General features: G+C 71.7%; 18 protein-coding genes, 3 tRNA genes and 1 other RNA gene. 12 read left to right on the forward strand and 10 right to left on the reverse strand.

Annotation, left to right across the window (positions count from 1 at the left end; genetic code table 11):
- Positions 1 to 45: 45 nt before the first annotated feature.
- Together OV090_RS23480 and OV090_RS23485 are read left to right on the forward strand one after the other, a co-directional pair.
- Positions 46 to 771, forward strand: a complete 726-nt coding sequence (locus OV090_RS23480) for a thiamine phosphate synthase (protein WP_267706465.1) — start codon at positions 46 to 48, stop codon at positions 769 to 771.
- A gap of 130 nt (positions 772 to 901) precedes the next feature.
- Complete coding sequence (locus tag OV090_RS23485) at positions 902 to 1,096, forward strand: hypothetical protein (protein ID WP_267706467.1); 195 nt, start codon at positions 902 to 904, stop codon at positions 1,094 to 1,096.
- A 222-nt stretch (positions 1,097 to 1,318) separates the two neighbouring features.
- On the opposite strand, the gene OV090_RS23490 is transcribed toward OV090_RS23485, so the two are convergent.
- Complete coding sequence (locus OV090_RS23490) at positions 1,319 to 2,518, reverse strand: acetyl-CoA C-acetyltransferase (protein WP_267706469.1); 1,200 nt, start codon at positions 2,516 to 2,518, stop codon at positions 1,319 to 1,321.
- Positions 2,519 to 2,815: 297 nt separating this feature from the next.
- Between OV090_RS23490 and OV090_RS23495 the strand changes: the two genes are divergently transcribed.
- A complete protein-coding gene (locus OV090_RS23495) occupies positions 2,816 to 3,400 on the forward strand; it encodes a hypothetical protein (RefSeq protein ID WP_267706471.1) in 585 nt (194 codons plus the stop codon).
- 38 nt (positions 3,401 to 3,438) lie between these two features.
- Here OV090_RS23495 and OV090_RS23500 read toward each other — a convergent pair whose 3' ends face one another.
- A complete protein-coding gene (locus tag OV090_RS23500) occupies positions 3,439 to 5,079 on the reverse strand; it encodes an alkaline phosphatase family protein (RefSeq protein ID WP_267706473.1) in 1,641 nt (546 codons plus the stop codon).
- Between the two features lie 176 nt (positions 5,080 to 5,255).
- A complete protein-coding gene (locus tag OV090_RS23505; RefSeq protein ID WP_224197245.1) occupies positions 5,256 to 5,483 on the reverse strand; it encodes a hypothetical protein in 228 nt (75 codons plus the stop codon).
- A gap of 594 nt (positions 5,484 to 6,077) precedes the next feature.
- Here OV090_RS23505 and OV090_RS23510 point away from each other — a divergent pair.
- The 4 genes from OV090_RS23510 to OV090_RS23525 are packed head-to-tail and all read left to right on the forward strand — an operon-like array spanning position 6,078 to position 11,144.
- Positions 6,078 to 7,976: a serine/threonine-protein kinase gene (locus OV090_RS23510; RefSeq protein WP_267706475.1), complete on the forward strand. Its 1,899-nt coding sequence runs from the start codon at positions 6,078 to 6,080 to the stop codon at positions 7,974 to 7,976.
- Between the two features lie 59 nt (positions 7,977 to 8,035).
- Entirely contained in the window at positions 8,036 to 9,082 is a 1,047-nt protein-coding gene (locus tag OV090_RS23515) for a hypothetical protein (protein ID WP_267706477.1), read from the forward strand.
- Between the two features lie 41 nt (positions 9,083 to 9,123).
- On the forward strand, positions 9,124 to 10,362 hold the full coding sequence (locus OV090_RS23520; RefSeq protein WP_267706479.1) for an aminotransferase class III-fold pyridoxal phosphate-dependent enzyme: 1,239 nt from the start codon (positions 9,124 to 9,126) through the stop codon (positions 10,360 to 10,362).
- On the forward strand, positions 10,359 to 11,144 hold the full coding sequence (locus OV090_RS23525; RefSeq protein WP_267706481.1) for a redoxin domain-containing protein: 786 nt from the start codon (positions 10,359 to 10,361) through the stop codon (positions 11,142 to 11,144). The genes OV090_RS23520 and OV090_RS23525 overlap by 4 nt, the downstream gene beginning before the upstream one ends.
- Here OV090_RS23525 and OV090_RS23530 read toward each other — a convergent pair.
- Together OV090_RS23530 and OV090_RS23535 are read right to left on the reverse strand one after the other, a co-directional pair.
- Positions 11,141 to 11,515, reverse strand: a complete 375-nt coding sequence (locus OV090_RS23530; protein ID WP_267706483.1) for a hypothetical protein — start codon at positions 11,513 to 11,515, stop codon at positions 11,141 to 11,143. The two genes, OV090_RS23525 and OV090_RS23530, sit on opposite strands and share 4 nt — an antisense overlap.
- Positions 11,512 to 12,453, reverse strand: coding sequence for a DUF4388 domain-containing protein (locus OV090_RS23535; RefSeq protein ID WP_267706484.1), 942 nt, complete (start codon positions 12,451 to 12,453; stop codon positions 11,512 to 11,514). Before OV090_RS23535 ends, OV090_RS23530 begins: the two co-directional genes overlap by 4 nt.
- Positions 12,454 to 12,708: 255 nt before the next feature.
- On the opposite strand from OV090_RS23535, the gene OV090_RS23540 reads away from it, so the two are divergent.
- Complete coding sequence (locus OV090_RS23540) at positions 12,709 to 14,367, forward strand: hypothetical protein (RefSeq protein WP_267706485.1); 1,659 nt, start codon at positions 12,709 to 12,711, stop codon at positions 14,365 to 14,367.
- A 219-nt stretch (positions 14,368 to 14,586) separates the two neighbouring features.
- Positions 14,587 to 15,330 carry a hydroxyacylglutathione hydrolase gene (gene gloB / locus OV090_RS23545; protein WP_267706486.1) on the forward strand — a complete coding sequence of 248 codons (744 nt, stop codon included), beginning with the start codon at positions 14,587 to 14,589 and terminating at the stop codon, positions 15,328 to 15,330.
- A gap of 108 nt (positions 15,331 to 15,438) precedes the next feature.
- Here the strand turns inward: gloB and ffs are convergent.
- From ffs to OV090_RS23560, 3 genes are all read right to left on the reverse strand, one after another.
- Positions 15,439 to 15,534: signal recognition particle sRNA small type (gene ffs / locus OV090_RS23550), an RNA gene on the reverse strand.
- A 20-nt stretch (positions 15,535 to 15,554) separates the two neighbouring features.
- Positions 15,555 to 15,639, reverse strand: a tRNA-Ser gene (locus tag OV090_RS23555).
- 50 nt (positions 15,640 to 15,689) lie between these two features.
- Positions 15,690 to 15,774: transfer RNA gene (locus OV090_RS23560), tRNA-Ser, on the reverse strand.
- 162 nt (positions 15,775 to 15,936) lie between these two features.
- On the opposite strand from OV090_RS23560, the gene OV090_RS23565 reads away from it, so the two are divergent.
- Together OV090_RS23565 and OV090_RS23570 are read left to right on the forward strand one after the other, a co-directional pair.
- A complete protein-coding gene (locus OV090_RS23565; protein ID WP_267706487.1) occupies positions 15,937 to 17,979 on the forward strand; it encodes a thioredoxin domain-containing protein in 2,043 nt (680 codons plus the stop codon).
- 18 nt (positions 17,980 to 17,997) lie between these two features.
- Positions 17,998 to 18,279 (forward strand): hypothetical protein, encoded by a 282-nt coding sequence (locus tag OV090_RS23570; protein ID WP_267706490.1) that lies wholly within the window; start codon positions 17,998 to 18,000, stop codon positions 18,277 to 18,279.
- A 95-nt stretch (positions 18,280 to 18,374) separates the two neighbouring features.
- Here the strand turns inward: OV090_RS23570 and OV090_RS23575 are convergent.
- Positions 18,375 to 18,461: transfer RNA gene (locus OV090_RS23575), tRNA-Ser, on the reverse strand.
- 45 nt (positions 18,462 to 18,506) lie between these two features.
- Positions 18,507 to 21,533, reverse strand: coding sequence for a tetratricopeptide repeat protein (locus OV090_RS23580; RefSeq protein WP_267706492.1), 3,027 nt, complete (start codon positions 21,531 to 21,533; stop codon positions 18,507 to 18,509).
- Positions 21,534 to 21,819: 286 nt separating this feature from the next.
- Here OV090_RS23580 and OV090_RS23585 point away from each other — a divergent pair, with 286 nt between their 5' ends.
- Positions 21,820 to 23,088, forward strand: a complete 1,269-nt coding sequence (locus OV090_RS23585) for an HD domain-containing protein (RefSeq protein WP_267706494.1) — start codon at positions 21,820 to 21,822, stop codon at positions 23,086 to 23,088.
- Positions 23,089 to 23,280 lie beyond the last annotated feature (192 nt).

Raw genomic sequence — 23,280 nt, forward strand, 5'->3', positions numbered from 1 at the left:
GTCGCGGGCTTGTGCACGGCCGACGCGAGGTGCTAAGCCGACGAGATGCGGGCGCGAGTTCCGGCGTGGCGAGGGCTGTACGCGATCCTCGACCTGCCGCACGCGGGTGGGCTCGAGCCGGCGGCGGCGCTGGCCGGGCTGCTCGGGGTCATGGAGATCGGTCCGGAGAAAGCTCCCGCGATCGTGCAGCTGCGGGCCAAGCAGGCCGACGCGGCGGAGCGCGAGCGGCTGGTGCGTGAGCTGGCGCCCATGGTCCGCGCGGCGGGTGCTCTGCTGATCGTCGACGACGACGTCGAGGCGGCGATGGCGGCGGCCGACGGGGTCCACTTGGGTCAAGAGGACATGGCGGAGCGGACAGGTGACCGGCCGTGGTCCGAGTGGCTGTCGGAGCTGCGTCGCGCCGCGCCGCCGGGCTTCTTGATCGGGCTGTCGACGCACACGCGGGCCCAGGTCCTGCACGCGGCGAGCCTCGACGTCGACTACATCGGCTTCGGCCCGATCCTGCGGACCCGCTCCAAACTCGCGCAGGAGCCCGCTGTCGGCTTCGAGGAGCTGGAGCAGGTGTGCGCGATCAGCCCGCACCCGGTGGTAGCGATCGGCGGCCTCGGAGCCGAGGAGGCGCTGCGGTGCGCACGGGCGGGAGCGGCCGGCGCGGCGATGATCGGCGCGCTCGTGGGTTCGACCCAGGAAGAGGTCCACGCGCGGGCGACGGACCTGGCGGCGGCGATCCGGCACGCGATTGACGCGCTGGGTCAGCCGTCCGGCCGATAAGGCGAGCGGGCCGCCCGATCGCTGACGCACAGACCGGCGGTCGTGCCGCGAACTTGCGGCGCCGGCCGATCGGGGGCATCACAGAAGGGTGCAGCTAGCGGGCGATACGGCGGGTAGGGCAGTGCGTCGCATGGCGACGTCCGCCGAGCCCGGTCGCGAGGTGGTCGACGTGTTCGTCGCGCGTCGCCATGTCCGCACCGGCCCCCTGCACGTGCGGCCGCTCGGCGACGTCGACGATCGCTCGGGCCTCGAGACCCGACTGCCGCTGCTGATCCTGCTCGGCCTCGGCGTGCTCGTCGGCGTGCAGGTCTATCTGGCCGTCTAGCGCCGTTTCGGCGCTGTTGGGCCCGCTGCGGGCGAGGCTGCTCCGTTCGCTGCTCGCGTTTTCACGCGCGCCGGCGGAGTCGCTTCGGCTCCTACATGGGCGCGAAGCGGGGTTCGTGCGATGGAGCGCGGACGAACGAAAGGCCCTGTCCTCACGGACAGGGCCTTCGGTGCATGCTCTTCGGAGCATGTCGCAAGGGACATGGCCCTTGCGACAGATGACTCAGCTGTGCTCGAGCACGAGGGCGATGCCCTGGCCGCCGCCGATGCAGGCGGCGCCGACGGCGTAGCGGCCGGAGCGGCGGCGGAGCTCGTGGACGAGGTGCGCGGTGATGCGAGCGCCCGAGGCGCCGAGCGGGTGGCCGAGGGCGATGGCGCCGCCGTCGACGTTGGTCTTCTCGCGGTCGAGGCCGAGCTCCTTCTCGCAGGCGAGGTACTGGGCGGCGAAGGCCTCGTTGATCTCGAACAGGTCGACGTCGCTCTGGGCGAGGCCGGCCCGGGCGAGGGCGCCGCGGATCGCGGGGACCGGGCCGATGCCCATGATCGTCGGCTCGACGCCGGCGACGTGCCACTGGACGATGCGCGCGAGCGAGGTGAGGTTGTGGCGCTTGACGGCCTCCTCGCTGGCGAGCACGAGCGCGGCGCCGCCGTCACAAATGCCGGAGGCGTTGCCGGCGGTGACGACGCCGTCCTTCTTGAAGGAGGCGGGCAGCTTGGCCATGTTGTCGAGGTTGGCGTCGCGGCGCGGGTGCTCGTCGACTGCGAACTGGGTCGAGCCCTTCTTCGACTTGATCTCGATCGGCGCGAGCTCGGCGGCGAAGCGGCCGGCGTCCTGCGCGGCGGCCCAGCCCTGCTGCGAGCGCAGGCCGTAGGCGTCGCACTCGGCGCGGCTGATGCCGTACTTCTCGGCCAGGTTCTCGGCGGTGATCGCCATCGAGCAGCCGGCGTATGGGTCGGTCAGCGAGGTCCACAGGCTGTCCTCGAGCTTGAGGTCGACGCCGAGCCGGGCGCCCCAGCGCAGGCCGCGACCGACGTGCGGGGCCTGGCTCATGCTCTCCGAGCCGCCGACGAGCGCGATCTCGGCGTCGCCGGCGAGGATGTCGTGGACGCCGCTGACGACCGCCTGGAAGCCCGAACCGCACAGGCGGTTGACGGTGAGCGCCGGGACGGGGATCGGGACGCCGCTCTTGAGGCCGACGTGGCGCGCGAGGTAGATCGCGTCCGCCGAGGTCTGGGCGACGTTGCCGAACACCACGGTGTCGACGACCTCGGGGCTGACCCCGCCGGCCTGCAGCGCGGCCTTGGCGGCGACCACGGCGAGGTCGGTCGCGGTGAAGTCCTTCAGCGCGCCGCCGAAGGTGCCGAAGGGCGTGCGCTTGGCCGCGACGATGTGAATGGCGCGAGAGAGTGGCTTCTTGGTCATACGTGGGCTCGTTGCTCGAAGTATGCGGGAGGGGTGCAGACCGCGAAAGGTTGAGCATCCTCACGGTTTGCGCTTCAATCACGGAGGTTGCTGCTCTCGATCGTCATCGCGGCCTCGACGCTGCTCGCCTCGCCCGCTCCGCCGTCCACGCCGGAGCCGGCGCCGGCGCTCGGCACCGTGTCCGTCGCTCCGCCGAAGTCGACGCTGCAGCGACTTGAGGTTCCGCAAACTCCCGCGAGCGAGACCCCGCCGCGGCCGTCGACTCGCGAGAGGCTGCGGCGGTACCTCACTCGTCCGGTGGCGCGCTCGGTCCGCTACCTCGATCACGGCGTGATCGGGGTCGGTGTGGCGCTGGGGCTGCCCGAGATCTATCGCGTCGAGCTGCAGCTCGGGCTGTTCGACCACGTGACGCTCGGGGCGACGGCACACTGGCTTCCGGGACAGGTGCGGCCGAACTGGTCGCCGAAGGCGGCGGTGGCGTTCTGGCGCGGGCGCCTGCTCGAGGTCGGGGCGTTCTATCAGCAGGTGCTGTACCCGCCGACGCGCGACGACGGCGATCCGATGACGATCGAGTTCCAGCGCCGGGCCCAGTACCTGATGGCCAGCGTGAGCCTGTCGCAGGCGTGGCTGACCGGCGGCTTCGACATCGGCTGGGCTCGCGGGCGCGAGGCGCAGGCGCTGCTCACAGGAGAGGACCTCGAGAACGGCACGGCCTTCGTGGTCCGCGACCGCCTCGGCGGCGGGCTGCACCTGCGCTTCGGCACCCGCCGCGTCGGCGTGACGATGCAGGCCTGGTACCCGTACCTGGCGGCCGAGCTGGTGCTCGACGTCCGCTTCGGCGCGTTCGAGATGCGAAGGCGCGGCGGCTGGCGCGAGCTCTGAGCTGTCCCCGGGGACAGTTCATGAAGCTGTCCCGAGGGTCAGGCGCGGAGGCGGGCGACGCCGAGGCGCTCGGCGTGCTTGAGCAGCCGGAGGGTGGCGGCGACCTGCCTGGCGCGGAAGTTCTCGTCGAGCTGGACGCCGAGGCGGTCGAACAGCTCGTGCTGGCTGGTCGTGCGGCCGACTCGGGCGGTGATCTGGTCGATCGAGACGTCGACGAGCGGGATCGGCGGGCCCGGCTGAGGGTCGCTCAGGTACTCGGGGTTGATGCACGACGAGACGTCGTTGGCGGTCATCATGCGGTCGTTGAGGGCGGCGATGCCGAAGCGACGCATGAGGGTGGCGCCGATCGAGCAGTGCTCGAACTGGGTGCTGACGACGCAGCCCTTGCGCACGCGCGGGCCGATGACGAGCGAGGGCACGCGGAAGCCCAGCTGGGTGAACTCGGGCTCGTCGTCGATGGTGGTCGGCGGCGCGACGTGGTCGTAGAAGCCGCCGTGCTCGTCGTAGGTGATGATGAAGAGGGTGTTCTCCCAGCCCGGACCCTCGGCGAGGGCCTTGTAGATCGAGCCGATCAAGATCTGCCCGAGCTGGATGTCGTGGTCGGGGTGGTCGTCGTTGGAGGTGAAGCCGGGGTCGATGACGGTGAAGTTGGGCAGCGCGCCGGCGGCCGCGTCGGCGAAGAAGCGGTCGAGGTCGTTGGGGTTCGTCAGCGCGTCGAGGCTGAAGCCGTCGATGCCGTCGGCCAGCTTGCCCCACACCGTCGGCACCAGCGGGAAGGCGCCCGCGACCCACGGGACGTCGGTGAAGTAGATCCGGCTGGTCACGCCGGCGTCGTCGCAGGCGTGCCACAGGGTCTGCAAGAACGGCGAGGGGAAGTTGCTCTTGCCGCCGTCGGAGCTGCAGGCGTGGACGTAGTAGCGGTTCGGCCAGGTCGGGCCCATGACCGAGCAGAACCACCGGTCGCACAGGGCGAAGTTGTCGGCCAGCGCGTAGAGCACGGGGATCTGCTCACGCACGTGGTAACCCATGACCTGCTCGCCGTAGCCCGGGTTCTTCTTCTCGTTCTCGAACACGAAGCCGTTGCAGTCGCCGAGGTTGAACTGAGTGTGGCACTCGTCCCACTCGTGCGGCGGATCTTGCGGCTGGAACTCGTCGAGCTTGAAGACGGTGACGTCGCCGAGGCCGATGCTCGGGTTCCACTCGTCGCCGTTCAGGCCGTCCACCACGCGACCCTCGAGGAAATCGAGCGAGCCGAAGTAGTGATCGAAGGAGCGGTTCTCCATCACCAGCACGACGACGTGCTCGATGCCCGCGAGCAGCAACTCGGGGCTGAGATCGCTCTTGGCGCACTCGCTGACCGGCGACTCGGTGGTCGACTCGCCGGTGCTGTCGCCGGTCGTCGTGGTGGTGTCGTCGCCGGTCGTGCTCGAGCCGGTGCTGCCGGTGTCGCTGTCGCTGCCGTCCGACGTGGTCGGCACGCCGGTGGTGCTCGACGTGCCGCCGCCGGTGGTCGTGGTGCCGCTCGACGGATCGGTCGAACCGCCGTCGCTGGCGCCGCTGGGCCCGCTGCCGTCGTCACCGCAGCCGAACGCAGTGCCGCCGACGAGCGCGGCGATCGTCTGCAGCGCGCGTCGCCGGGAGAACCGCGTACGGGCGGCCCGCAGGTACTTCTTCGTCATTCGCCGGCGAGACTACCGCCTCGATCCGCCGACCGACAGGCCCGCTGAGGCCGCTCGCTGGAGCTACGCGAAGATGTCGCGACCGCGTGTCGGGAGGCGGCGAGCGCGGCGCCGCGCGAAGGGAGTCGTCGCGCGCGCTCGAGCAGGGGCGAAGGGTCGGCGACGACGGCGCAGCGCTAAAAAGTGAAGTGCTGCGAGACGATGTCCTCGTTCTCGATCAGCTTTGCCGTGGGGCGGGGCTTGACGACGGTGGGTACGGGCACGCCGGCCGCATCCAATTTTTCCGCAATAATCTCTTCGAGATACCCGCTGACGCTGAGGCCGGTGGACTCGCAATAGTCCTTGAGCCGCTGATAGGTGATGCCCTTGACCGAGATGCTCCTGCGGGTCTGTCGCTTCGCCATGCTGTCCTCCCTTCGCCTGGTGGCTCCTGCTCTCCAGCCTCTACGTCAAGCGCTGTCCGCACGCAAGGGCCATTCCACACTGCCCTAGGATGCGCGAGGGGCGCAACCTGGTAGAGACCGCTATCATGACAGTCAAGTATGGGATATTGCTAGCAGAACCGGATCTCCGTGAGGCTCGATCTCATTGGTGGATCAGTCGAGTTCGAGCATGGTGGATCACAGATATTTTCTGTAATCGGAGAGATCTCGGAGATCTCCTCAGCTATTTTAACCTAGCCACAAGCCCCGCAGCAAGGGGCTTGTTCGGATTGTGTCCACGGCCAAACGCCGGGTACCGTGATGTGAAATACAGAAAAATCGCCCCCATGAACAGGTGCGAATTCTGACCTTCCGCAGCTGCGGAGGTTCACGCTTCATCGGTAGCCTCCGAAGACACGTCGCCGACGGGCACGTACGCGGGCTCAGGAACGAAGTCGTCGGCGAACGTCGAGGTGACCTACGGGTTGCGTGGAATGCGGGCTTCGTCGGACTCACCGTTCACTGCGGCGGCGGGGAGCGAGGGCTCCGGACCGCGGACGTGATCACACCCGGGGATTGACGTATCGTGCCACCATCGCCCTGTTCGGGGGTGTTCGCACCGTGCCCTCGTCGGTCCGCACCATGGAGCTCGAACCCGAGACGAAAGTGTTGCCGCGCGGCAACGCCGACGTCGCGTCGCCGCCACCCGGCGACGGTTCGCTGCACGCGCTGCAGCGCATCGGCCGCTACGAGGTCGTGCAGCGGCTGGGGCACGGCGGCATGGCCACCGTGTACCTCGGACGCGCCACGGGCTCCGCAGGTTTCGAGCGTGTGGTCGCCATCAAGGTGATTCATCAGCACCTCGCCGCGGAGCCCGAGTTCGTCGGGATGTTCCTCGACGAGGCCAAGATCGCGGCGCGGATCCACAGCCCGCACGTGGCCGGCATCCTCGACCTCGGCGAGGACTCCGGCTTTTACTTCATGGTCCTCGAGTACATCGACGGCGAGACGCTGTCGGCGCTGCTGCGCCAGCTGCGTCCCGCCGACGAGCGGCTGCCGCTGGCGGTGGCCCTGCAAGTCCTCGCCGACGCGTGCGAGGGCCTGGTCGCGGTCCATGGCCTGCGCGACCCCGATGGCCGGCCCTACGGGCTCGTCCACCGCGACATGTCGCCGCAGAACCTGATGGTCAACTTCGACGGCTGGACGAAGATCGTCGACTTCGGCCTGGTCAAGGCGACCGGCCTGCGCAACAGCAACCACACCGGCCATCTGCGCGGCAAGCTGGCGTACATGGCGCCCGAGCAGGCCCGCGGCAAGCCGCTGTCGGCCGGCACCGACCTGTTCGCGCTCGGCGTGATCTTCTGGGAGATGCTGACGGGGCGGCGGCTGTTCGCCGGCGAAGGCGACGCCGAGACGCTCGAGAACGTGATGCGCTGCGAAGTGCCGCCGCTGCGCGAGTTCCGGCCCGACCTGCCGTCCGGGGTCGAGGCGCTGCTGCAGCGCGCGCTGGCGCCGACGCCCGAGGAGCGCTACGCGAGCGCCGAGGCGATGCTGGCCGACATCCGCGCGCTGCTGCGCGAGTGCGGCGACACCAGCGAGCCGCGGCGGGCGCTGGGGGCGATCATGCGGCACCACTTCGCGGAGCAGGCGAAGTACCGCATGGCGGCGATCCGCGGCGCCTCGCGCGGGGAGCTGCGGGGGCGGCCGGCACACATCGGCTCGGCGCCGCTGCCGGCCGCCGAGCTGTCGCCGCCGCCCGTCGCCGCGGGCGACGAGCAGACCCAGACGCGCGTGCTGGCCGAGACGCGCGGGGCCGTACCTGTCCCGGACGACATGTCCTCGCCGACAGATCGGCTGGCGGTCGTGCCGACGCGGCGGCCGTGGCTGCTGTGGCTGTCGCTGCCGCTGGTGGGCGCGGGCGTGGCGGCGGTGCTGCTGCTGTTCTTGTTGCCGCGCCAAAGTCCGCCGCAGCCCGAGCCGTCGAGCGCGCCGGCGCCGACGGTGCCGCAGCCGCAGGTCCAGCCGCCGCGTCCGGCGACCGTGGTGTGGTTCTTCCAGACGGACCCGGTCGGGGCGACCGTGACGATCGACAAGGGCCCCGAGTCGGTGCTCGCCGCGCTGGCGCCGCAGATCGAGGGGCAGGTGACGCCGCTGCGCCTGGTGGTGCCTTACGACGATCAGGTGCAGCTGCAGCTGACCGTGACGCACGAGGGCTACAAGCCGAGCAAGCGCAGCCTGATCCCCATGGACAACCAGAACTTCATCGTCGAGCTGCAGCCCGAGGCGCCGACGCCGGTGCCGGCGATCACGCCGGTGACGAACACGCTGGCGAGCCCGAAGAAGAAGCCGCCGAGCGCGAAGAACCCGGGCGTCGGCGCGACCGAGCCGGCGAAGCCCGCGAGCAAGAGTGAGAAGGGCGAGGAGAGCGAGCTCAAGGACGAGCCGATCTTCAGCCCCGTCAAGGGTGGCGGATGAGGCGTGGCCGCTCGCGATGGCGCGGAGCCGTGGCCGTGCTCTGCGCCGCGGAGCTGACCATGACGCCGGTCGTCGCGCGCACGCAGGAGCCGGTCGCTCCCACGGAGTCGGGAGCGGCTGAGTCACCGGCGCGGGAGTCGGTCGCGGGGTCGCCGGCTTCGTCGCCCGCTTCGGAGGACGAGACCGATGCGCCGGCTTCGCCGGAGGTGGCGGCGCCGGTGCCCGATCAGGCGGCCGCGCTGGTGTACTTCCGCGAGGGCAAGCAGCACTACAACGAGCGTCGTTACGCCGAGGCGGCGCAGGCGTTCGACCGCTCGCTCGCGGCGGCGTGGTCGATCAACGCCGCTTACAACAAGGCGCTGTCGCTCGACCGCGCCAGCGACCTGGTCGCGGCGCTGCAGGCGTACCGCGACTACCTCGAGCACGCCGAGACGCAGGATCAACACCGCGTCACCGCGCTCGAGCGCAGCGAGCAGCTGCGGCAGCGGCTCGGCGAGGTGCTGCTTCAGGTCGACAGTCCGGAGGCGATCCGCGAGATCCGGATCAACGGCGACGCGGTCGACAAGGACGCGTTCCCGCGGCTCACGCTCCCGGGTCCGCTCGAGGTCGAGTTCGTCGGCGAGGCGCCCGGGCAGCGCAAGCACGTGCGCGCCGACGTGCGCGCCGGCGGGACGGTGACGATCGTGTTCCCGGGGTTCGTGCGGCCCGAGGTGCGGCCGCCGGACGCGGTCAAGCCGCCCGCGAGGCCGTTCGTCCCGGAGGAGTCGCGGCGCCTCAAGGGGCTGCGGGCGGGCTTCTGGACCACGACGTCGCTGGCGCTCGCGGGCGGGGTGACGGTGGCGATCCTCGGCTCGCGCGTGCTCGTGGCCCGCGACCGCGCCCACTCCGGGTGCGACGGGTTGTGCGAGGAGGGCGAGAAGCAGGGGCTCTATCGCACGTTCTTCGCGCTCCAGGACGCGACCAACGTGGCGATCGGGGTGTCGGCCGCGGTCGGGGTGGCCGCGCTGGCGCTGGGCATCGCCCTGCGCCGCGAGCGTGCGCGCCGGCCGGTGTCGACGCGGGCCGCTTTGCGCTGGCTCGGCTCCACCGTCGAGCTCACGTTCTGAGGCGCTTGCACCGGCGCGCCCGGGCTGCCATGACTCACCCCATGCAAGAGCTCCGGTGGCCGACCTATGCCCTCCGCGACCTCGTCCTCGAGGAAGCAGTGCCCGACGAGCGCGGCTCGCTGCGCGTGCGCGACAGCGCCGGTCGCGTCTACCTCGACGCGGTGAACGGCGTCGGTTGTGCGCCGCTCGGGCACGCGCACCCGCGGTGGGTCGAGGCCTTGACGGCGCAGATGCAGCGGCTGAGCGCGGCCGCCAACTCGTTCAGCACCGAGCCGCAGCGGCGCTTCGCGGCGGAGATCGTCGCGCGCATGCCGGTGCCCGACGCGCGGGCGTTCATCGCCACCACCGGCACCGAGACCACCGAGGCGGCGATCAAGGTCGCGCTGCGGGCGACCGGGCGCAACACCATCGTCGCGTTCGAGCGGGCCTTCCACGGCCGCTCGCTCGGGGCGCTGGCCTGCACCGCCAACACCGCCTACCGCCACCCGTACGTGCGCTGCCTCGGCGAGAGCGAGCCGGCCGAGCCGTTCGCCACCGCGCGGGTGCTGCGGCTGCCGTACGGCGACCTCGACGCGCTGCGCGAGACCTTCGCCGAGCACGGCGCCGCGATCGCGGCGGTGTTCCTCGAGCCGATCCAGGGCGAGGCCGGCGTCTACCCGGCCACGCGCGAGTTCCTGGTCGGGCTGCACGGCTTGTGCCGCGAGCACGGCGCGCTGGTCGGCGCCGACGAGGTCCAGTGCGGCTTCGGGCGCACCGGCTCGTGGTCGGCGTGGGCGCACATCGTCGGCGACGACCCGGCGCTGGCGCCCGACTTGATGTGGATCGCCAAGGCCCTCGGCGGCGGGTTCCCGATCGGCGTGTGCCTCGCCCGCGGTGACCTGGCGCAGGCGATGGGCAAGGGCACTCACGGCACCACCTTCGGCGGCAACCCGCTCGCCTGCGCCGCCGGGCTCGCCAGCATCGACATCCTCGAGCGCGACGGCCTGCTCGCCGCCGCGGGGGCGCAGCTGCCGACGCTGCAGGCGATCGCGCGCGAGGAGCCGTGCGCGCGGGTCCAGGAGATCCGCGGCCACGGGGCGCTGATCGGCGTGCAGGTCGGCAAGCCGGCCGAGCAGCTCGGCGCCGCCGTCGGCGACCGCATGATGCGCGACCACGGCGTCCTCGTCACCGTCTGCGGCGGCCACACGATCCGCCTGCTGCTGCCCTACCGCGCCGGCGCCGACGAGCTGCGCGAGGTGTGGCGCGCGATCAGCCGCTCGCTGGAGTCCGAAGCAACATGACCTTCAAGCAATGTCCTAAACTACATGTCCTGATGGCCATCTCGCTGCTCGCGCCTGCTCCCGGGTGCAGGCGTGAGGCCAGCGAGGCCCCCGAGTCGACTGCGGCGCCGGAGACCGAGCCGTCCGCGCCTGAGTCGGCCCTCGCACCCGCGAGCGAGACCCCCGAGGCGCCCGCGAGCGACACGTCCGCGCCGGCCGCCGACAAGCCGCCGGGCGAGGCCGTGGCGGCCAGCGAGCCGGCGCCGACCGCCGAGCCGACGCCCGCGAGCGGCGAGCCCAAGGCCGCGGCCGCGAGCGGCCTGCCGGCGCCGCTGCACGCCAAGGTCGACGAGTCGTGCGGGCGCGACGCCGGCGTCGGCACGGGCGCGCTGCCGTTCGCGCTCAAGACGCCGGAGGGCAAGGACATCAGCATGGCGAGCCTGCGCGGCAAGGTCGTGCTGCTCAACTTCTGGGGTACGTGGTGTAAGCCGTGCCTCAAGGAGCTGCCCGAGTTCGACCGCCTCGTCCGCCACTACAAGAAGAGCGGCGCGGTGCTGGTCGCCATCGCCACCGACACCGAGCCGGACAAGGTGCTCGAGTTCGCCAAGGAGCGGAAGCTCTCCGCCAAGCTGGCGCTTGGCGGCGAAGACCTGGCCAAGCAGTACGACAGCCCCAACTTCCCGTTCTCGTTCGTGGTCGACGACAAGGGCACGATCCGCGGCTCTTACCGCAGCTACAAGCCGGAGTGCATCGGGCGGATCGAGCAAGACATCCGCACGAGCCTCGAGCAGCGCAAGCGCTAACGCGTCGGTTCGACGCGCAGGCCCGCGGCGACGATGAAAGCCGGCGGGTCGCTGCCGTCGTGGGCGCGGAGTATGAACACGGGAGCGTCGGGGCTCGCAGTCGGGAGCGACGGCAGGCGCCCGGCGACGGAACCGCTGAACAGGTGCAGCCTCGTGCCCCACTCGAGGCGCATGGGCATCTGCACGTAGACCGGCTCGACGAAGCACAGCCGGCCGAACGCGGGCAGCGCGGGCGGCGGCCACTCGCAGTGATAGACCTCGAGCACCAGCGCGTCGTCGTCCATTGCGACCACGCGCACGGCCGCCAGCGGGTGCACCTGCAGCAGCGCGTCGGCGGCCGCGAGCGCTTCGGCGAGCGGCGTCGGGCTCACGAGTACTCGACGACTCGCTTCTTGCGCAGCTCGACGATCAGCCTGGTGAGGGCGAGGTCGTCCTGCGGGTACGAGTCGAGGATGAACGACCAGGTCCGGCCCTCGGCGAGGTCTTGCACGACGTCGAGCTGCTCGGGCGGCAGGGTGTGCCAGCGGACGGGCGACGGCTGGACCAGCGACACCTCGACGCCGTAGGTCGGCACGGGTGTCTTTTCGGCCAGGTGGAGGATCTCGTCCTGCTGGCGCGCCGACTCCATCAGGATGTGCTCGATGGCGCTGCGGATCTCCTGCGTCGGCGCCTGCTCGGGGGCGGCGTTCTCGAGCGCGAACGTGCCGCGCTTCCACGCCAGCATGCGCATCAGCGCCTTCTCCGGCAGCAGCGCCGCGGCGCTCTTGTCGATCGTCGCCGAGAACGCGTAGCCGTCGCGGAGGTAGACGCGGCCGGTCTGCACGGTGTCGAGGTTGCGGACGTTGAGCGTGCCGGTCTTGCGGCTCGCCGCCAGCCACTGCAGCACGTCGACCAGCGGGATCTCCTCGATGCTGCCGGTCATCGAGCGGTTGGAGAAGTCGACCGTGGTCGGCGTGCGGTGCTTCTTCTCGCCCGCGCGGGGGGCGGCGCCCACCTGGCTCGGCTTGGCGACGACCACGCTCATGAGGCTGCCGCCGATCGAGATCCGATCGCCGGCGCGGAGGCAGTGGCGCTGGATGAGGTTGCCGTTGACGTGGACCCCGTTGCGCGAGCCGAGATCGCGGACCCACACGCGCTGGCGCTCGGCGAAGAAGCGGGCGTGCTTGCGGCTCACGGCGTCGTCGGCGAGCACGAGGTCCGATTCGCTGCTGCGGCCGACGATGTAGTGGTCCTTGTCGGCGTCGAGGGGAAACTCTTCGCCCTTGTACTTGCCCGTCAGGAACTTGAGGACGTGAATTTCCGCACTCATGAGCGCACCCTCGAGCATAGGTTTGGAGCCACACCCACGTCAACGCTGTGCGGTGGCGGATGAGGGGAAGCAGGACGCGGGGTCGGGGGCGCAGGACCCGTGACGGCGCACACGGCTCGCTGTCGGCACGATACGTTTCGCGCGGCGCTACCGCGACCGTGGGGCGGCGATGGCGCCCCTTCGTGGCCCGGCCTGCCAATAAACGCTAGGCTTTGGCGTCAACCTCAGCATCTTCGCCGAGGTGGAGTCACGGTCATGAACAAGCGTCCCTGGATCGGCCCCGTGAGCGCACTGGCGCTCGTGCTTTCGTTCGCTGGCGGTTGCACGCGGAACGTCGGGGCCGGAGTGGTTCATCCGGACGAGATCCCGCGCTCGGTAGCGGCCTCTCCGGCGGCCTACGAGACGGTGTACGTGCAGAGCCAGGCCTACGCCACGCCGACGGGCGCGCCGCAGGCCAACGGTTACGCGATTCCGGGCGAGGCGCCGGTCGATCCGGCGGTGCAGACCGAGGCGAACATCGAGAACCCGCCGGGGCTGGTCGGCACCGAGACGCTCAGCGACGGGCAGCAGGTCAAGGTCGTGACGTACGTGCACACGTACCCCGAGGCGATCGAGACCTACCCGCGCGTGTGGTGGTCCAATCGTTGGTACTACAACATCAACGGCAACTTCGTTTACTACAGCCCCTACTACAACAACTGGGTGTACTACTGGGGCCCGCCGTCGCCGCTGGTGTACGCGTGGAACTACTACTACCCGTGGGTGCCGTATTCGTACGGCTGGGGCTTCTACGGCAACGGCTGGTACTGGGGCGGTCCGGGCTACTGGGGCTACCACGCGTGGGGCATGCCGCCGTCGTACTATTACAACTACTACCCGCAAGATCCGGGCTCGGTGCGGCACAGCACCCCGAGCCAGGGCGGGCCCACGGGCGGCACGCGGCACACGATGAACGCGTCGCAGGGCGGCCCGACCGGGACGCCGGGCAATCAGGGCTTCGGCGACAAGCTCGGCCGTCCGAACGGCAACAACGGCGGCCTGGGCCCTTCGGGTCGGCCGAACGACCTGGCCGCCGCTCCGCAGGGCGGTGGTCTGGGGGCGGGCACCAGCGGGCCGCGTGGGCTCGCGGCGGCGCCCGAGGGCGGGCGTGGCGGCCTCGGCCCGGGTGGTCAGGCGGCGGGTCCGTCGAACCTCGCGGCTCCGAGCTCGCGCCCGACCCATTCGCCTCAGGGGCCGGGTGCGTGGACCTCGAGCGGCACGCGCACGGTCGCGGGCGCGAGCGCCAGCTACCCGAGCATGCCGGTGTCGGGCGGTGCGCGACCGGGCGGCGAGGCGAGCGGCGGTGGTCGCGGTTACATGGCGCCGGGGGCAGGTAATCTGTCGGCCGGCGGAGCCAAGACCGCGGGGACCGCGGGTGGCATGAGCGCGACCTACCGCCCGACCTACGCGCCTCCGGGAGGCAGCGGCGGCGGCGAGCGGGGCACGATGGCGGCCGGGGCCGCGCGGCCGAGCAGCGGCGGCGGGTTCGCGTCGTCGCAGGCGACCTACGTACCGGCGACCTCGGGCTCGCGCGGCGGGCCGCGCAGCGCGACCAGCTCGTTCGGCGACGGTGGCGGCTCGCGGGGCACCGGCCCGAGCTACAGCGGCGGCGGCTTCAGCGGCGGTAGCCGTGGCGGCTTCAGCAGCGGCGGCTCGAGCGGCGGCTTCAGCGGCGGCGGCTTCAGCAGCGGCGGCAGCGGCTTCGGCGGTAGCCGTGGCGGCTTCAGCAGCGGCGGAGGCGGCGGCTTCAGCGGTGGTGGCGGAGGCGGCGGCTTCGGCGGCGGAGGCGGTGGCTTCAGCGGGGGCGGCGGGGGCGGCGGAGGCGGTCGCGGGGGCGGGGGTGGCTTCAGCGGCGGCGGCGGTCGCGGCCGCTGAGCAGTCCGCTCTCACTCGGGGCGCACGAGCATGGCCGTGCGCCCCTCCTCGCGCTGGCGACCGAGTTGCGCGAGCGGCAGTGTCGCAAGGGACATGTCTGGAAGGACATGTAATTGGTCCGGGCTGATTGGACGCTCAGCTCGGTCCGAGTCGGCAGTCAATCTGTCTCGAGGGGCAGGTCGGCTTGAGCTCGCGGGTTTGCTCCGCTAAGACATCGGGGTGCTGACCATCGAGCCTGTCCCGTGCCTGCGCGACAACTACGCCTACTTGCTGCGCGATCCGGGCACAGGCGACGTCTGGCTCGTCGATCCTTCGGAGGCGGACCCGCCGGCGCGGGCGATCGCGGCGGTGAGCGGGCGGCTGCGGGGGATCCTCGCCACCCATCACCATCACGATCACGTCGGCGGCATCGACGAGCTCGTCGGTGACGGCGGGGACGTGTGGGTCGCCGGGCATGCCAGTGATCGCGGGCGGATCCCCCGACAGACCGAGTTCGTCGAGGCCAACACCGACGCGTGGCAAGACACCGGCCTAGTGCTTGCGGGCCGGCGATTGCTGGGGCTGCACATCCCCGGGCATACGCGGGGCGCGATCGCCTGGCGGCTGGTCGGCGAGGGTGGCGAGCCCGACGACGTGTTCACCGGCGACACCCTGTTCGCGGCCGGTTGTGGTCGCCTGTTCGAGGGGACGCCCGCGCAGATGCACATGAGCCTGCAGCAGCTCACGACGTTGCCTCCGTCGACGCGGCTGTGGTTCGGCCACGAGTACACGGCGGCGAACCTGCGCTTCGCGGCGGCGGTCGAGCCCGACAACCGGGCGGTCGCCGAGCGAGCCGACGCGTTGCCGGGCCGCACGACGCCGACCACGGTGGCCGACGAGCGAGCCACCAACCCGTTCGTGCGCGCGGACTCGGTCGAGGAGCTGGCGACGCGCCGGCGGGCCAAGGACGAGTTCCGCGGCTGAGGCTGCTTCGGCGGCTCGTTGGCCGGGCTCGAGAGCCGAGCCCGAGTGATGCCTGCGTGCGGGGTCTCGCTAGCTGGGAGCTCAGCGAGTAGCGACCTGGCGCAGACCCAAAAAAAAGCGCCCCGAACACCCGTTCTCTCGCTACCGTTGCTACCTTCCGGTCCTGGCGGGGTTTACGAGAGAGCCGTCGCTCGGGGCATAAGTGCCGGTTGTTGAGGCCGGTGCGGAGAGGGAGGGATTCGAACCCTCGGTGGGTTGCCCCACACAAGATTTCCAATCTTGCACCTTAGACCACTCGGACACCTCTCCGGGTGTTCTGGTTTGCTGGGCTGTGGGGCGTCGTCTCGGAGAAAAGTTTGCGGAGAGGGTGGGATTCGAACCCACGGTGACTTTCGCCACACCAGATTTCGAGTCTGGCACCTTCGACCACTCGGACACCTCTCCAGGTGGCGGGGCGCGGACATTACCAGAAATTTTAAAAGGGTCCAGCTTTCGAGCGCCGCGAGCGGGCGACTTGGAGGGGCTCGCGGCGCAGCCGGGCGTGAGGAACGGCGCATACCCGGGGACCGGCGTACGGGCGAGGACCACGCACACTCCAGACCGGCCATGAACCGCCTCGCGCAATCCAAGAGCCCCTACCTCCGGCAGCACGCGGAAAACCCGGTCGATTGGTACCCGTGGGGCGACGAGGCGCTCGAGCGCGCTCGCCGCGAGGACAAGCCGATCTTGCTGTCGGTCGGCTACAGCGCCTGCCACTGGTGCCACGTCATGGCCCACGAGTCCTTCGAGGACGCGGACACCGCGGCGCTGATGAACGCCAACTTCATCAACATCAAGGTCGACCGCGAGGAGCGGCCCGACATCGACGAGATCTACCAAAAGGTCGTGCTGTTGATGGGCCAGGGCGGCGGCTGGCCGCTGACCGTGTTCCTGACCCCCGACCACCGCCCGTTCTACGGCGGCACCTACTTCCCGCCGGTCCCCAGCTACGGCCGCCCCAGCTTCCGCCAGCTGCTGCTCGCGCTCGCCGACCTGTGGAAGAACCGCCGCGCCGACGTGGAGGGCCAGGCCGAGCAGCTGCTCGAGGGGATCCGCGAGCTCGCCGCCGGCGGGCAGGACGGCGAGGGCGCGATCGTCGGGCCCGAGCCGCTGGCGACCGCCGCGCGCGACCTGCTCGCTCGCCTCGACCCCGAGTGGGGCGGGTTCGGCCGCCAGCCCAAGTTCCCCAACGCCACCTGTCTCGAAGTTCTCATGCTTCAGAACAGGGTCGATGGGACAGGTTCGGACGAACTGCTGCTGACGCTCGAGAAGATGTGGCGCGGCGGGATCTACGACCACCTCCGCGGCGGCTTCGCCCGCTACGCCGTCGACCGGGTGTGGCTGGTGCCGCACTTCGAGAAGATGCTGTACGACAACGCCCTGCTGCTCGGGCTGTACGCCGACGCCAGCCTGCGCTGGCCGGAGCAGGGGTTCCTGCGCCGGGTCGTGCGCGAGACGGTCGCCTACCTCGAGGCCGACATGCGCGGCCCGGCGGGCACGTTTTACGCCGCGACCGACGCCGACAGCGAGGGCGTCGAGGGCAAGTTCTTCTGCTGGACGCCGGCCCAGCTCGAGCAGGTGCTCGGCAACCGCGACGACGCAGCCTTCTTCGCCGCGGTCTACGGCGTCGACCCGCGCGGCAACTTCGAGCACGGCATGTCGATCCTCCACCTCGCCCAGCCGCCGGCGCAGATCGCCGAGGCCCTCGGCATGACCGAGGCCGCGCTCGAGGCCCGCCTCGCGCCGCTGCGCGCCAGGCTGCTGGAGGCCCGCTACCAGCGCGTCCCGCCGCTGCGCGACGACAAGATCCTCACCTCGTGGAACGGCCTCCTGATCTCCGGCCTCGCCCGCGCCGCCGCGGCCGCCGAGCAGTGGGGCGAGCCTGAGCTGCATGCGCGGTGCCTCGCGCTGGCGACCGCGGCCGCGCGCCGGTTGCTCGACGCTCACGTCGGCGCCCACGGCGAGGTCATGCGCGTCGACTTCGACGGCGTCGTGCACACCCGCGGCTACCTCGAAGACGTGGCGTTCCTGGCCCGCGCCTGCCTCGACCTCCACGAGGCCACGCTCGACCTCGCGTGGCAGGACGCCGCGGCCAAGTTGGCCCGCCACGCGCTGGCGCACCACGCGGTGGCCGGGGGCGTCGGCTTCTACGTCACCGCCGACGACGCCGAGCGGCTGATCGAGCGCACCGAGTCGCAGCACGACTCGGCGATCCCGAGCGGCCTCGGGGTGCTGGTCGAGGTGCTGTTGCGACTCGACCTCGCCGGCGTCGCCCCGGCGGGGGCGCGCGCGGCCGCGGAGGCGTGCCTGCAGCGGCAGGGCGCGGCGATCCGCCAGCCCTTCGCGTTCGCCAGCCTCATCGCCGCCGCGCAGTTCGCGGCGCCCGAGGCGGCCCACGTCACCCTGCGCGGCGCCTCGGCCTCGGCCGTCGCCGAGCTCGCGCGCACCGTCGCCGCGGCCCGTCCGGTCATGCGCGCGCGTTTGGCCGTGAGCTTCGAGGCGGCCGAGGGTCCGCCGGCGGCGCTGGTTTGCCGGGCCCAGGTCTGCAGCGCCCCGATCCACGCCGCGGACGCGCTACGGGCCGCGCTGCTCGGCGAGGCTTCGCGGTAGACTCGGGCCGCGCGACTTATGCCCTACGTCGAGTACGCCTGCGAAGGCCGCCTGCTGTTCCGCACCGAGACCACCGAGGACGTGCAGTTCGTCCCGCGGATCCACGAGGTCGTGGTCATCGACGACGTGCCGTACCAGGTCGTCGACGTCGAGTACTGGGCCCGCCGCCTCGGCTCGACCGACCGCCGCCTGGTCTGCCCCACCGTCTACGTCGTGCCGATCGCCGGTGTCGAGTGGGAGCAACGGCTCGAGCGCCGGGTGCCGCGCAGCAAAGACGGCAAGCCGCCCACGCGCTACTGATTCTTCAAAAGAGTCCCGAGGGACATGCCCGATCGGGCATGTCCTTCAGGATATGCCCTCGAGGACATGTCCTCGAGGGACGGAGAGCGAAGTAGCGGAGGAGGAGGGATTCGAACCCTCGGTGCCCTTGCGGACACGGCGGATTTCAAGTCCGCTGCCTTAGACCGCTCGGCCACTCCTCCGGCGGGGCCGCGAGTATCGACAAGCCGGGCCCGCGCGTAAAGGCCTCAAGGCGCGCGAACCAGGCGGGCCAGCGCGCGCTCCGCCTCACGTCGGCCGGGCGCGGCCGCGGGCGCCAGGCGCAGGAATTCCTCGTACGCAGTGCGGCTGGTGGCCACGTCCCCGTGGGCCTCGGCGGCGCGGGCCAGCCACAGGTGGGCGTCGGGCAGCCAGGCCGTCCCCGGCGCGGCCCCGCGGACCGCCCGGCCGAGGCTGACGGCGGCCTCGGCGTCCAGCTGCAGGTCGTGTTCGCAGCGGCCGAGCCAGTAGTGGGCCTCGGTGAGGCCCGGGGCGAGCGCCACTGCGCGCTGGAGCTGCCTGCGGGCCTCCTCGAAGTTGCCGCGCTCGAACTGCGCCTGGCCGAGCGCCACGAACGCGGCCGGGAACGCGTCCGTCGCCCGCGTGACCGCGCTGAGCTCGGTCACGGCCTCCTGAGCGCGCCCGAGCAGCAGCAGCGCGCGGCCGTACAGGTAGCCGGCCTCGTGGAGCGTCGGCGCGAGCTGATGCGCGCGGCGGTAGGCCGGCAGCGCGTCCTGCAGGCGACCGCTGCGCTCGGCGATCTTCCCCGCCACCAGCTCGACATCTGCCTGGGGCTGCGGGGGCCGGCTGAGCCGCAGCTCGCCCTGCGCCAGCCCCGGTTCGCCGCGCTCCAGCAGCACCTTGGCCTTCAGCAGGTGCCCCTCCCACGAGTCAGGCGAGCGCAGCAAGATCTGGTCGGTCATCGACTCCGCCGCCTCGACCGCCGCCTGGGCCAGGCGCAGGCGCGCGATCGCCAGCACCACCTCGTCCGGCGCCCGCACGTCGCTGAGGTGCGGCTGCACCAACGCCTCCAGCGCCCGCAACTCACCTGACCGAATGTACAGGCGACTCAGCGGCCCGAGCAGCCCCGCGAACCCGCCGGTGCGCTCGTGCACCGCCAGCAGGTCGACCCGCCCGGCGTCGCTGCGCGGCGTGTCGACCACCAGCACCCCGCGCCGCAGCTGGGCCGCGTTGTCGTCGCAGTCGCGCGCCAGCGCCGTGTCCAGGACCTCCACCGCAGCGTCGCGTCGGCCCTGCTCGACCAGCGCGTTGGCCCGCGCCAGCGCCAGCGCCCGCAGGTCGGCGCGCGCGCTCTCGGTCGGGTCGCGGCCGCGTCGCTCCTCCAGATCTTCCAGCAGCGACAGGGTGTCGCCGTTGGGCCGCAGCCGGGCGTACTCGACCGCCGCGCGGATGTGCGGCGGTTCGGCCTTGGCCGCATCTTTAAAATGCTCGACCGCAGCGTCGGTGTGACCGGTGAGCAGGGCCAGGCGCCCGCGCAGGAAGGTCGACTCGATCAGCGTCGGCGTCTCGGCCGCGAGCTTCTCGATCGCCTTCAGCGCCGCGCTCTCGTTGCTCGCGCGCAGCGCCAGCTCGGCCTGGAGGATCTGCGCCGCGAGGTCGTCCGGCGCCTCGCGCAGCCGCGCCGTCAGCCCTTGTTGCGCGCGCGCCAGCTCGTCCGCCCCGATCAGCACCCGCAGAGATCCGTGCACCACCTCCGGGTCGCGCGGCGCCAGCTTGATCGCCTCGTCGGCCAGGTACACGCTGCGCGACACCTCGACCGACGCCGCCGCGACCTGGGCGTGACGCACCAGCACCCGCGCCTGATGCATGTCGCTCACCCCCGGCTCGCGCACCTGCGCCTCGAGCCGCTTGCGCGCCTCCGTCAGCCGCCCGCGGGCGATCAGCGCGTCGACCAGCAGGAGCTCCAGCGCGGGCCGATGCGGCTGGCGATCGGCCGCGTCGCGCAGCGCGTCGAGCGTCGAGCGGCGATCTTTCGCCAGCTCGGTCGCGAACATCAGCCATCGCGCCGCCTGATCGCCTGGCCGTAAGGACATGGCCTCGGAGGCATAGTCGGCCGCGGCCGCGTGGTTGCCGGCGGCCAGCGCCAGCAGCCCGCGGTACAGCGCCACGCCCGGCTCGGCGCCCGTCGCCAGCAGCCTCTGCGCCAGCGCCGGGTCGTTGTCGGCGATCGCTGCGAGGGCCCGGATCCGCGCCGCCCGCAGGTCGTCGCGGGGGAAGTTCGCACTCAGCCACGACTTCGCCTGGGCCGCGCGCACCGGATCGGGCCCGTAGCGCAGGTGGATCCGCAGCGCCGCCTCGGCGCGCCCGAGTGGGTCCTCGGTCTGCTCCGCGACCGCCATCGCCGCCAGGTAGCTCTCCATCGAGTCGTCGTCGAACAGCGTCGCCAGACGCTCGTCGCGCTCGCGGATCGCCGCCGGGTCGGACAGCACCTTGGCCGCGTACGACCCGACCACCAGCGAGACCTCCTGCGCGCGGCTGTAATAGAACCAGAAGCTCCCCACCAGCGCCGCGAACAGCCCGACCAGGCCCGCATAGGCCAGCGCCCCCGGCTCCGGCGTCGTCGGCGTCAGCACCACAGTCGCCCGCCGCGACTGCAGCTGCGGCCGCGGCGGGGGCAGCGGCGCGTCGGGTTGCGTCGGCAGCTCGCGCGTCTCCGCCTTGATGTCCGCGAGGTCGACGTCGACGTCGTCCGACCGCGACACCGCGCGCGAAGTGATCTGCGACATCTCGCTGAGGTGCGGCAGGTCCAGCTCGGCGCTGTTCTCGAGGTCGCGGCTGTCGATCACCGCCGGCACGGTGCTTCGCGGCGGCACCGTGATCCGCGGCAGCGTGAACGGCCGCGTCGTCGACACCGGCGCCGGCAGGTCGTCCTCGCCGCTGCCGGGCTCGGGCAACGGAGAGGCCGGCGGACGCGACGTCGGCGCGGTCGCGGCGTCGCTGCGCTCGCTCGGCGGCCGATCGCCGACCAGCGTCGGCGGCACGAAGAACCCCTCGAGCGTCGCGTTGGCCGGCGTCTTGCGGATGCTGCCGATCGGCGTGCCGGGCAGCGGCAGCGAGGTCAGCCGCGGCAAGATCACCCGCCCCGGCTCCTCGGGCGGCGCTTGCGTCGGCGTCCCGCAATTCGGGCAGCGCTCGAACGTCATCCCTGCCTCGAACACGAACGCGCACTTGCGGCACGCGGGCGAGTTGGGCGGCGTGGCGGGCGAATCGGCCATGAACGACGGCGCGCAGGATAACACGCCGCCCCGGGCCCGATCGCCGCCGGCCGACTACCGAGGTCGGCGCCGCGAGGCTCGCGAGACTTGCTTCACGACGTGAACCCTTCCTCCATCGGCGAGCGCTCGCGGCCTTCCGCAGCCGCGCCGAGCCCAGGACCTTCCGCTCCCGAGGCCGCAGCGCATTCGCGGCCCTTCTCGCTCACCGCCCGCCAACGCCTTCGAGCGCCGGCCCGCCGGGCTTGCCGGATCGCCAGTCGCCCGCGCCTGCAGTAGGCTCCGCGCGATGCTCCTGCGCGATCCCGTGCATGGCCTGATCTCCTTCAGCGGCGCCACCGCCCGCCTCGTCACGCGGCTGCTCGACTGCGCCGAGGTCCAGCGGCTGCGACGGATCCGCGCTCTCGGCCTCGCTGCTCTCGCCTTCCCCGGCGGCGAGCACTCGCGCTTCGCCCACGCCGTCGGCGCCATGCACGTCATGCAGCGCTACCTCGACCGCGTCCGCACCCTCGCGCAGGAGCTCCCGCCGCACGATCGCATCGACGATCACTGGGCCCACGTCGCCCTCGCCGCCGCGCTGCTGCACGACCTCGGGCACGGGCCGCTCAGTCACACCTTCGAGGCCGTGCTGCCGGGCGCGCCGCGCCACGAGGTGTGGACCTCGCAGATCTTGCTCGACCCCGACACGCAGGTGCACCGCGTGCTCGCCGAGCTCGACCCGACCGCGCCGATGCTCGTCGAGCGCTTGATCCACGGCCAGGGGCCGATCGGTCACCTCGCGCGCGCCGTCTCCGGCACCTTCGACGTCGACCGCTGCGACTACCTCATGCGCGACAGCTACATGACCGGCGTGCGCTACGGCCTGCTCGACGTCGACTGGCTGCTCGCCTCGCTGCGGCTCTACGTCCCCGAGGGTTCGACCTCCGCGCGGCTCGCCGTCGACGGCGAGAAGGGCCTCACCGCGGTCGAGGGCTTCTTCCTCGCCCGCCTCTACATGTACCGCCAGGTCTACTTGCACAAGGCCGCGCGCGCCGCCGAGATGATGATCCGCGCCCTGTTCCGCCGCCTGTGCGAGCTCGGCCCCGAGCCCAGCACCCCGCCTGTCCTCGAGGACCTGTTGCGCGGCCGTCCCGTCCATGTCCACGACTACCTCCGCCTCGACGACCACGCCCTCGCCGAGGCGCTCGCCGCCTACACCCGCAGCGCCGACCCCGTCCTGCGCGACCTCGCCGACGGCCTCGTCTGCCGGCGCCTGTTCAAAACATTGCGGCTCGGCCCGCAGGTCGACTCCGCCGCTGCCGAGGTCCGCCTCGCCGAGGTCCTCGCCGCCGAGGGCGTCGCGCCCGCCTACCTCGGCGCCATCGACCGCGTCGAGATCGACGCCTACACCGACGACGAGGCGCTCATGGTCCTGCGCAGCGGCGGCCGCGTCCAGCGCCTCCTCGACGCCTCTCCGCTGCTCCGCGGCCTCGCCCGCGAGCGCTTCGTCCACCACCGCGCCGTCTTCCCGCCCGCTCTGCGCGCCCGCGTCTCGGCTGCCCTCGCGGACATGACCTGAAGCTCCTGTCCTTTCAAGCCTTGCCTCTCGAGCATGTCCCATCCGACCTGGCCCATTCGACTTTGCCTATCAGACATGTCTCCAGCGACCTGACCCATCGGACCTTGCCTCTCGAACATGTCCCGAACGACATTCGACATCTTACCCGAGCGCAGCGCCTGCTCGATCAGCCTCGCCGATCTCCCCTCCGCG

The sequence above is a fragment of the Nannocystis sp. RBIL2 genome, from assembly GCF_026626745.1.
Classification (GTDB): domain Bacteria; phylum Myxococcota_A; class Polyangia; order Nannocystales; family Nannocystaceae; genus Nannocystis.

Coding starts and splice junctions, on each gene's coding strand:
- OV090_RS23535 (WP_267706484.1), bottom strand. CDS start 12,453: ATGAGTGCGGAAATTCACGTCCTCAAGTTCCTGACGGGCAAGTACAAG.
- OV090_RS23520 (WP_267706479.1), top strand. CDS start 9,124: ATGCAAGAGCTCCGGTGGCCGACCTATGCCCTCCGCGACCTCGTCCTC.
- OV090_RS23585 (WP_267706494.1), top strand. CDS start 21,820: ATGCTCCTGCGCGATCCCGTGCATGGCCTGATCTCCTTCAGCGGCGCC.
- OV090_RS23515 (WP_267706477.1), top strand. CDS start 8,036: ATGACGCCGGTCGTCGCGCGCACGCAGGAGCCGGTCGCTCCCACGGAG.
- OV090_RS23570 (WP_267706490.1), top strand. CDS start 17,998: ATGCCCTACGTCGAGTACGCCTGCGAAGGCCGCCTGCTGTTCCGCACC.
- OV090_RS23490 (WP_267706469.1), bottom strand. CDS start 2,518: ATGACCAAGAAGCCACTCTCTCGCGCCATTCACATCGTCGCGGCCAAG.
- OV090_RS23500 (WP_267706473.1), bottom strand. CDS start 5,079: ATGACGAAGAAGTACCTGCGGGCCGCCCGTACGCGGTTCTCCCGGCGA.
- OV090_RS23505 (WP_224197245.1), bottom strand. CDS start 5,483: ATGGCGAAGCGACAGACCCGCAGGAGCATCTCGGTCAAGGGCATCACC.
- OV090_RS23540 (WP_267706485.1), top strand. CDS start 12,709: ATGAACAAGCGTCCCTGGATCGGCCCCGTGAGCGCACTGGCGCTCGTG.
- OV090_RS23525 (WP_267706481.1), top strand. CDS start 10,359: ATGACCTTCAAGCAATGTCCTAAACTACATGTCCTGATGGCCATCTCG.
- OV090_RS23565 (WP_267706487.1), top strand. CDS start 15,937: ATGAACCGCCTCGCGCAATCCAAGAGCCCCTACCTCCGGCAGCACGCG.
- OV090_RS23580 (WP_267706492.1), bottom strand. CDS start 21,533: ATGGCCGATTCGCCCGCCACGCCGCCCAACTCGCCCGCGTGCCGCAAG.
- OV090_RS23485 (WP_267706467.1), top strand. CDS start 902: ATGGCGACGTCCGCCGAGCCCGGTCGCGAGGTGGTCGACGTGTTCGTC.
- OV090_RS23480 (WP_267706465.1), top strand. CDS start 46: ATGCGGGCGCGAGTTCCGGCGTGGCGAGGGCTGTACGCGATCCTCGAC.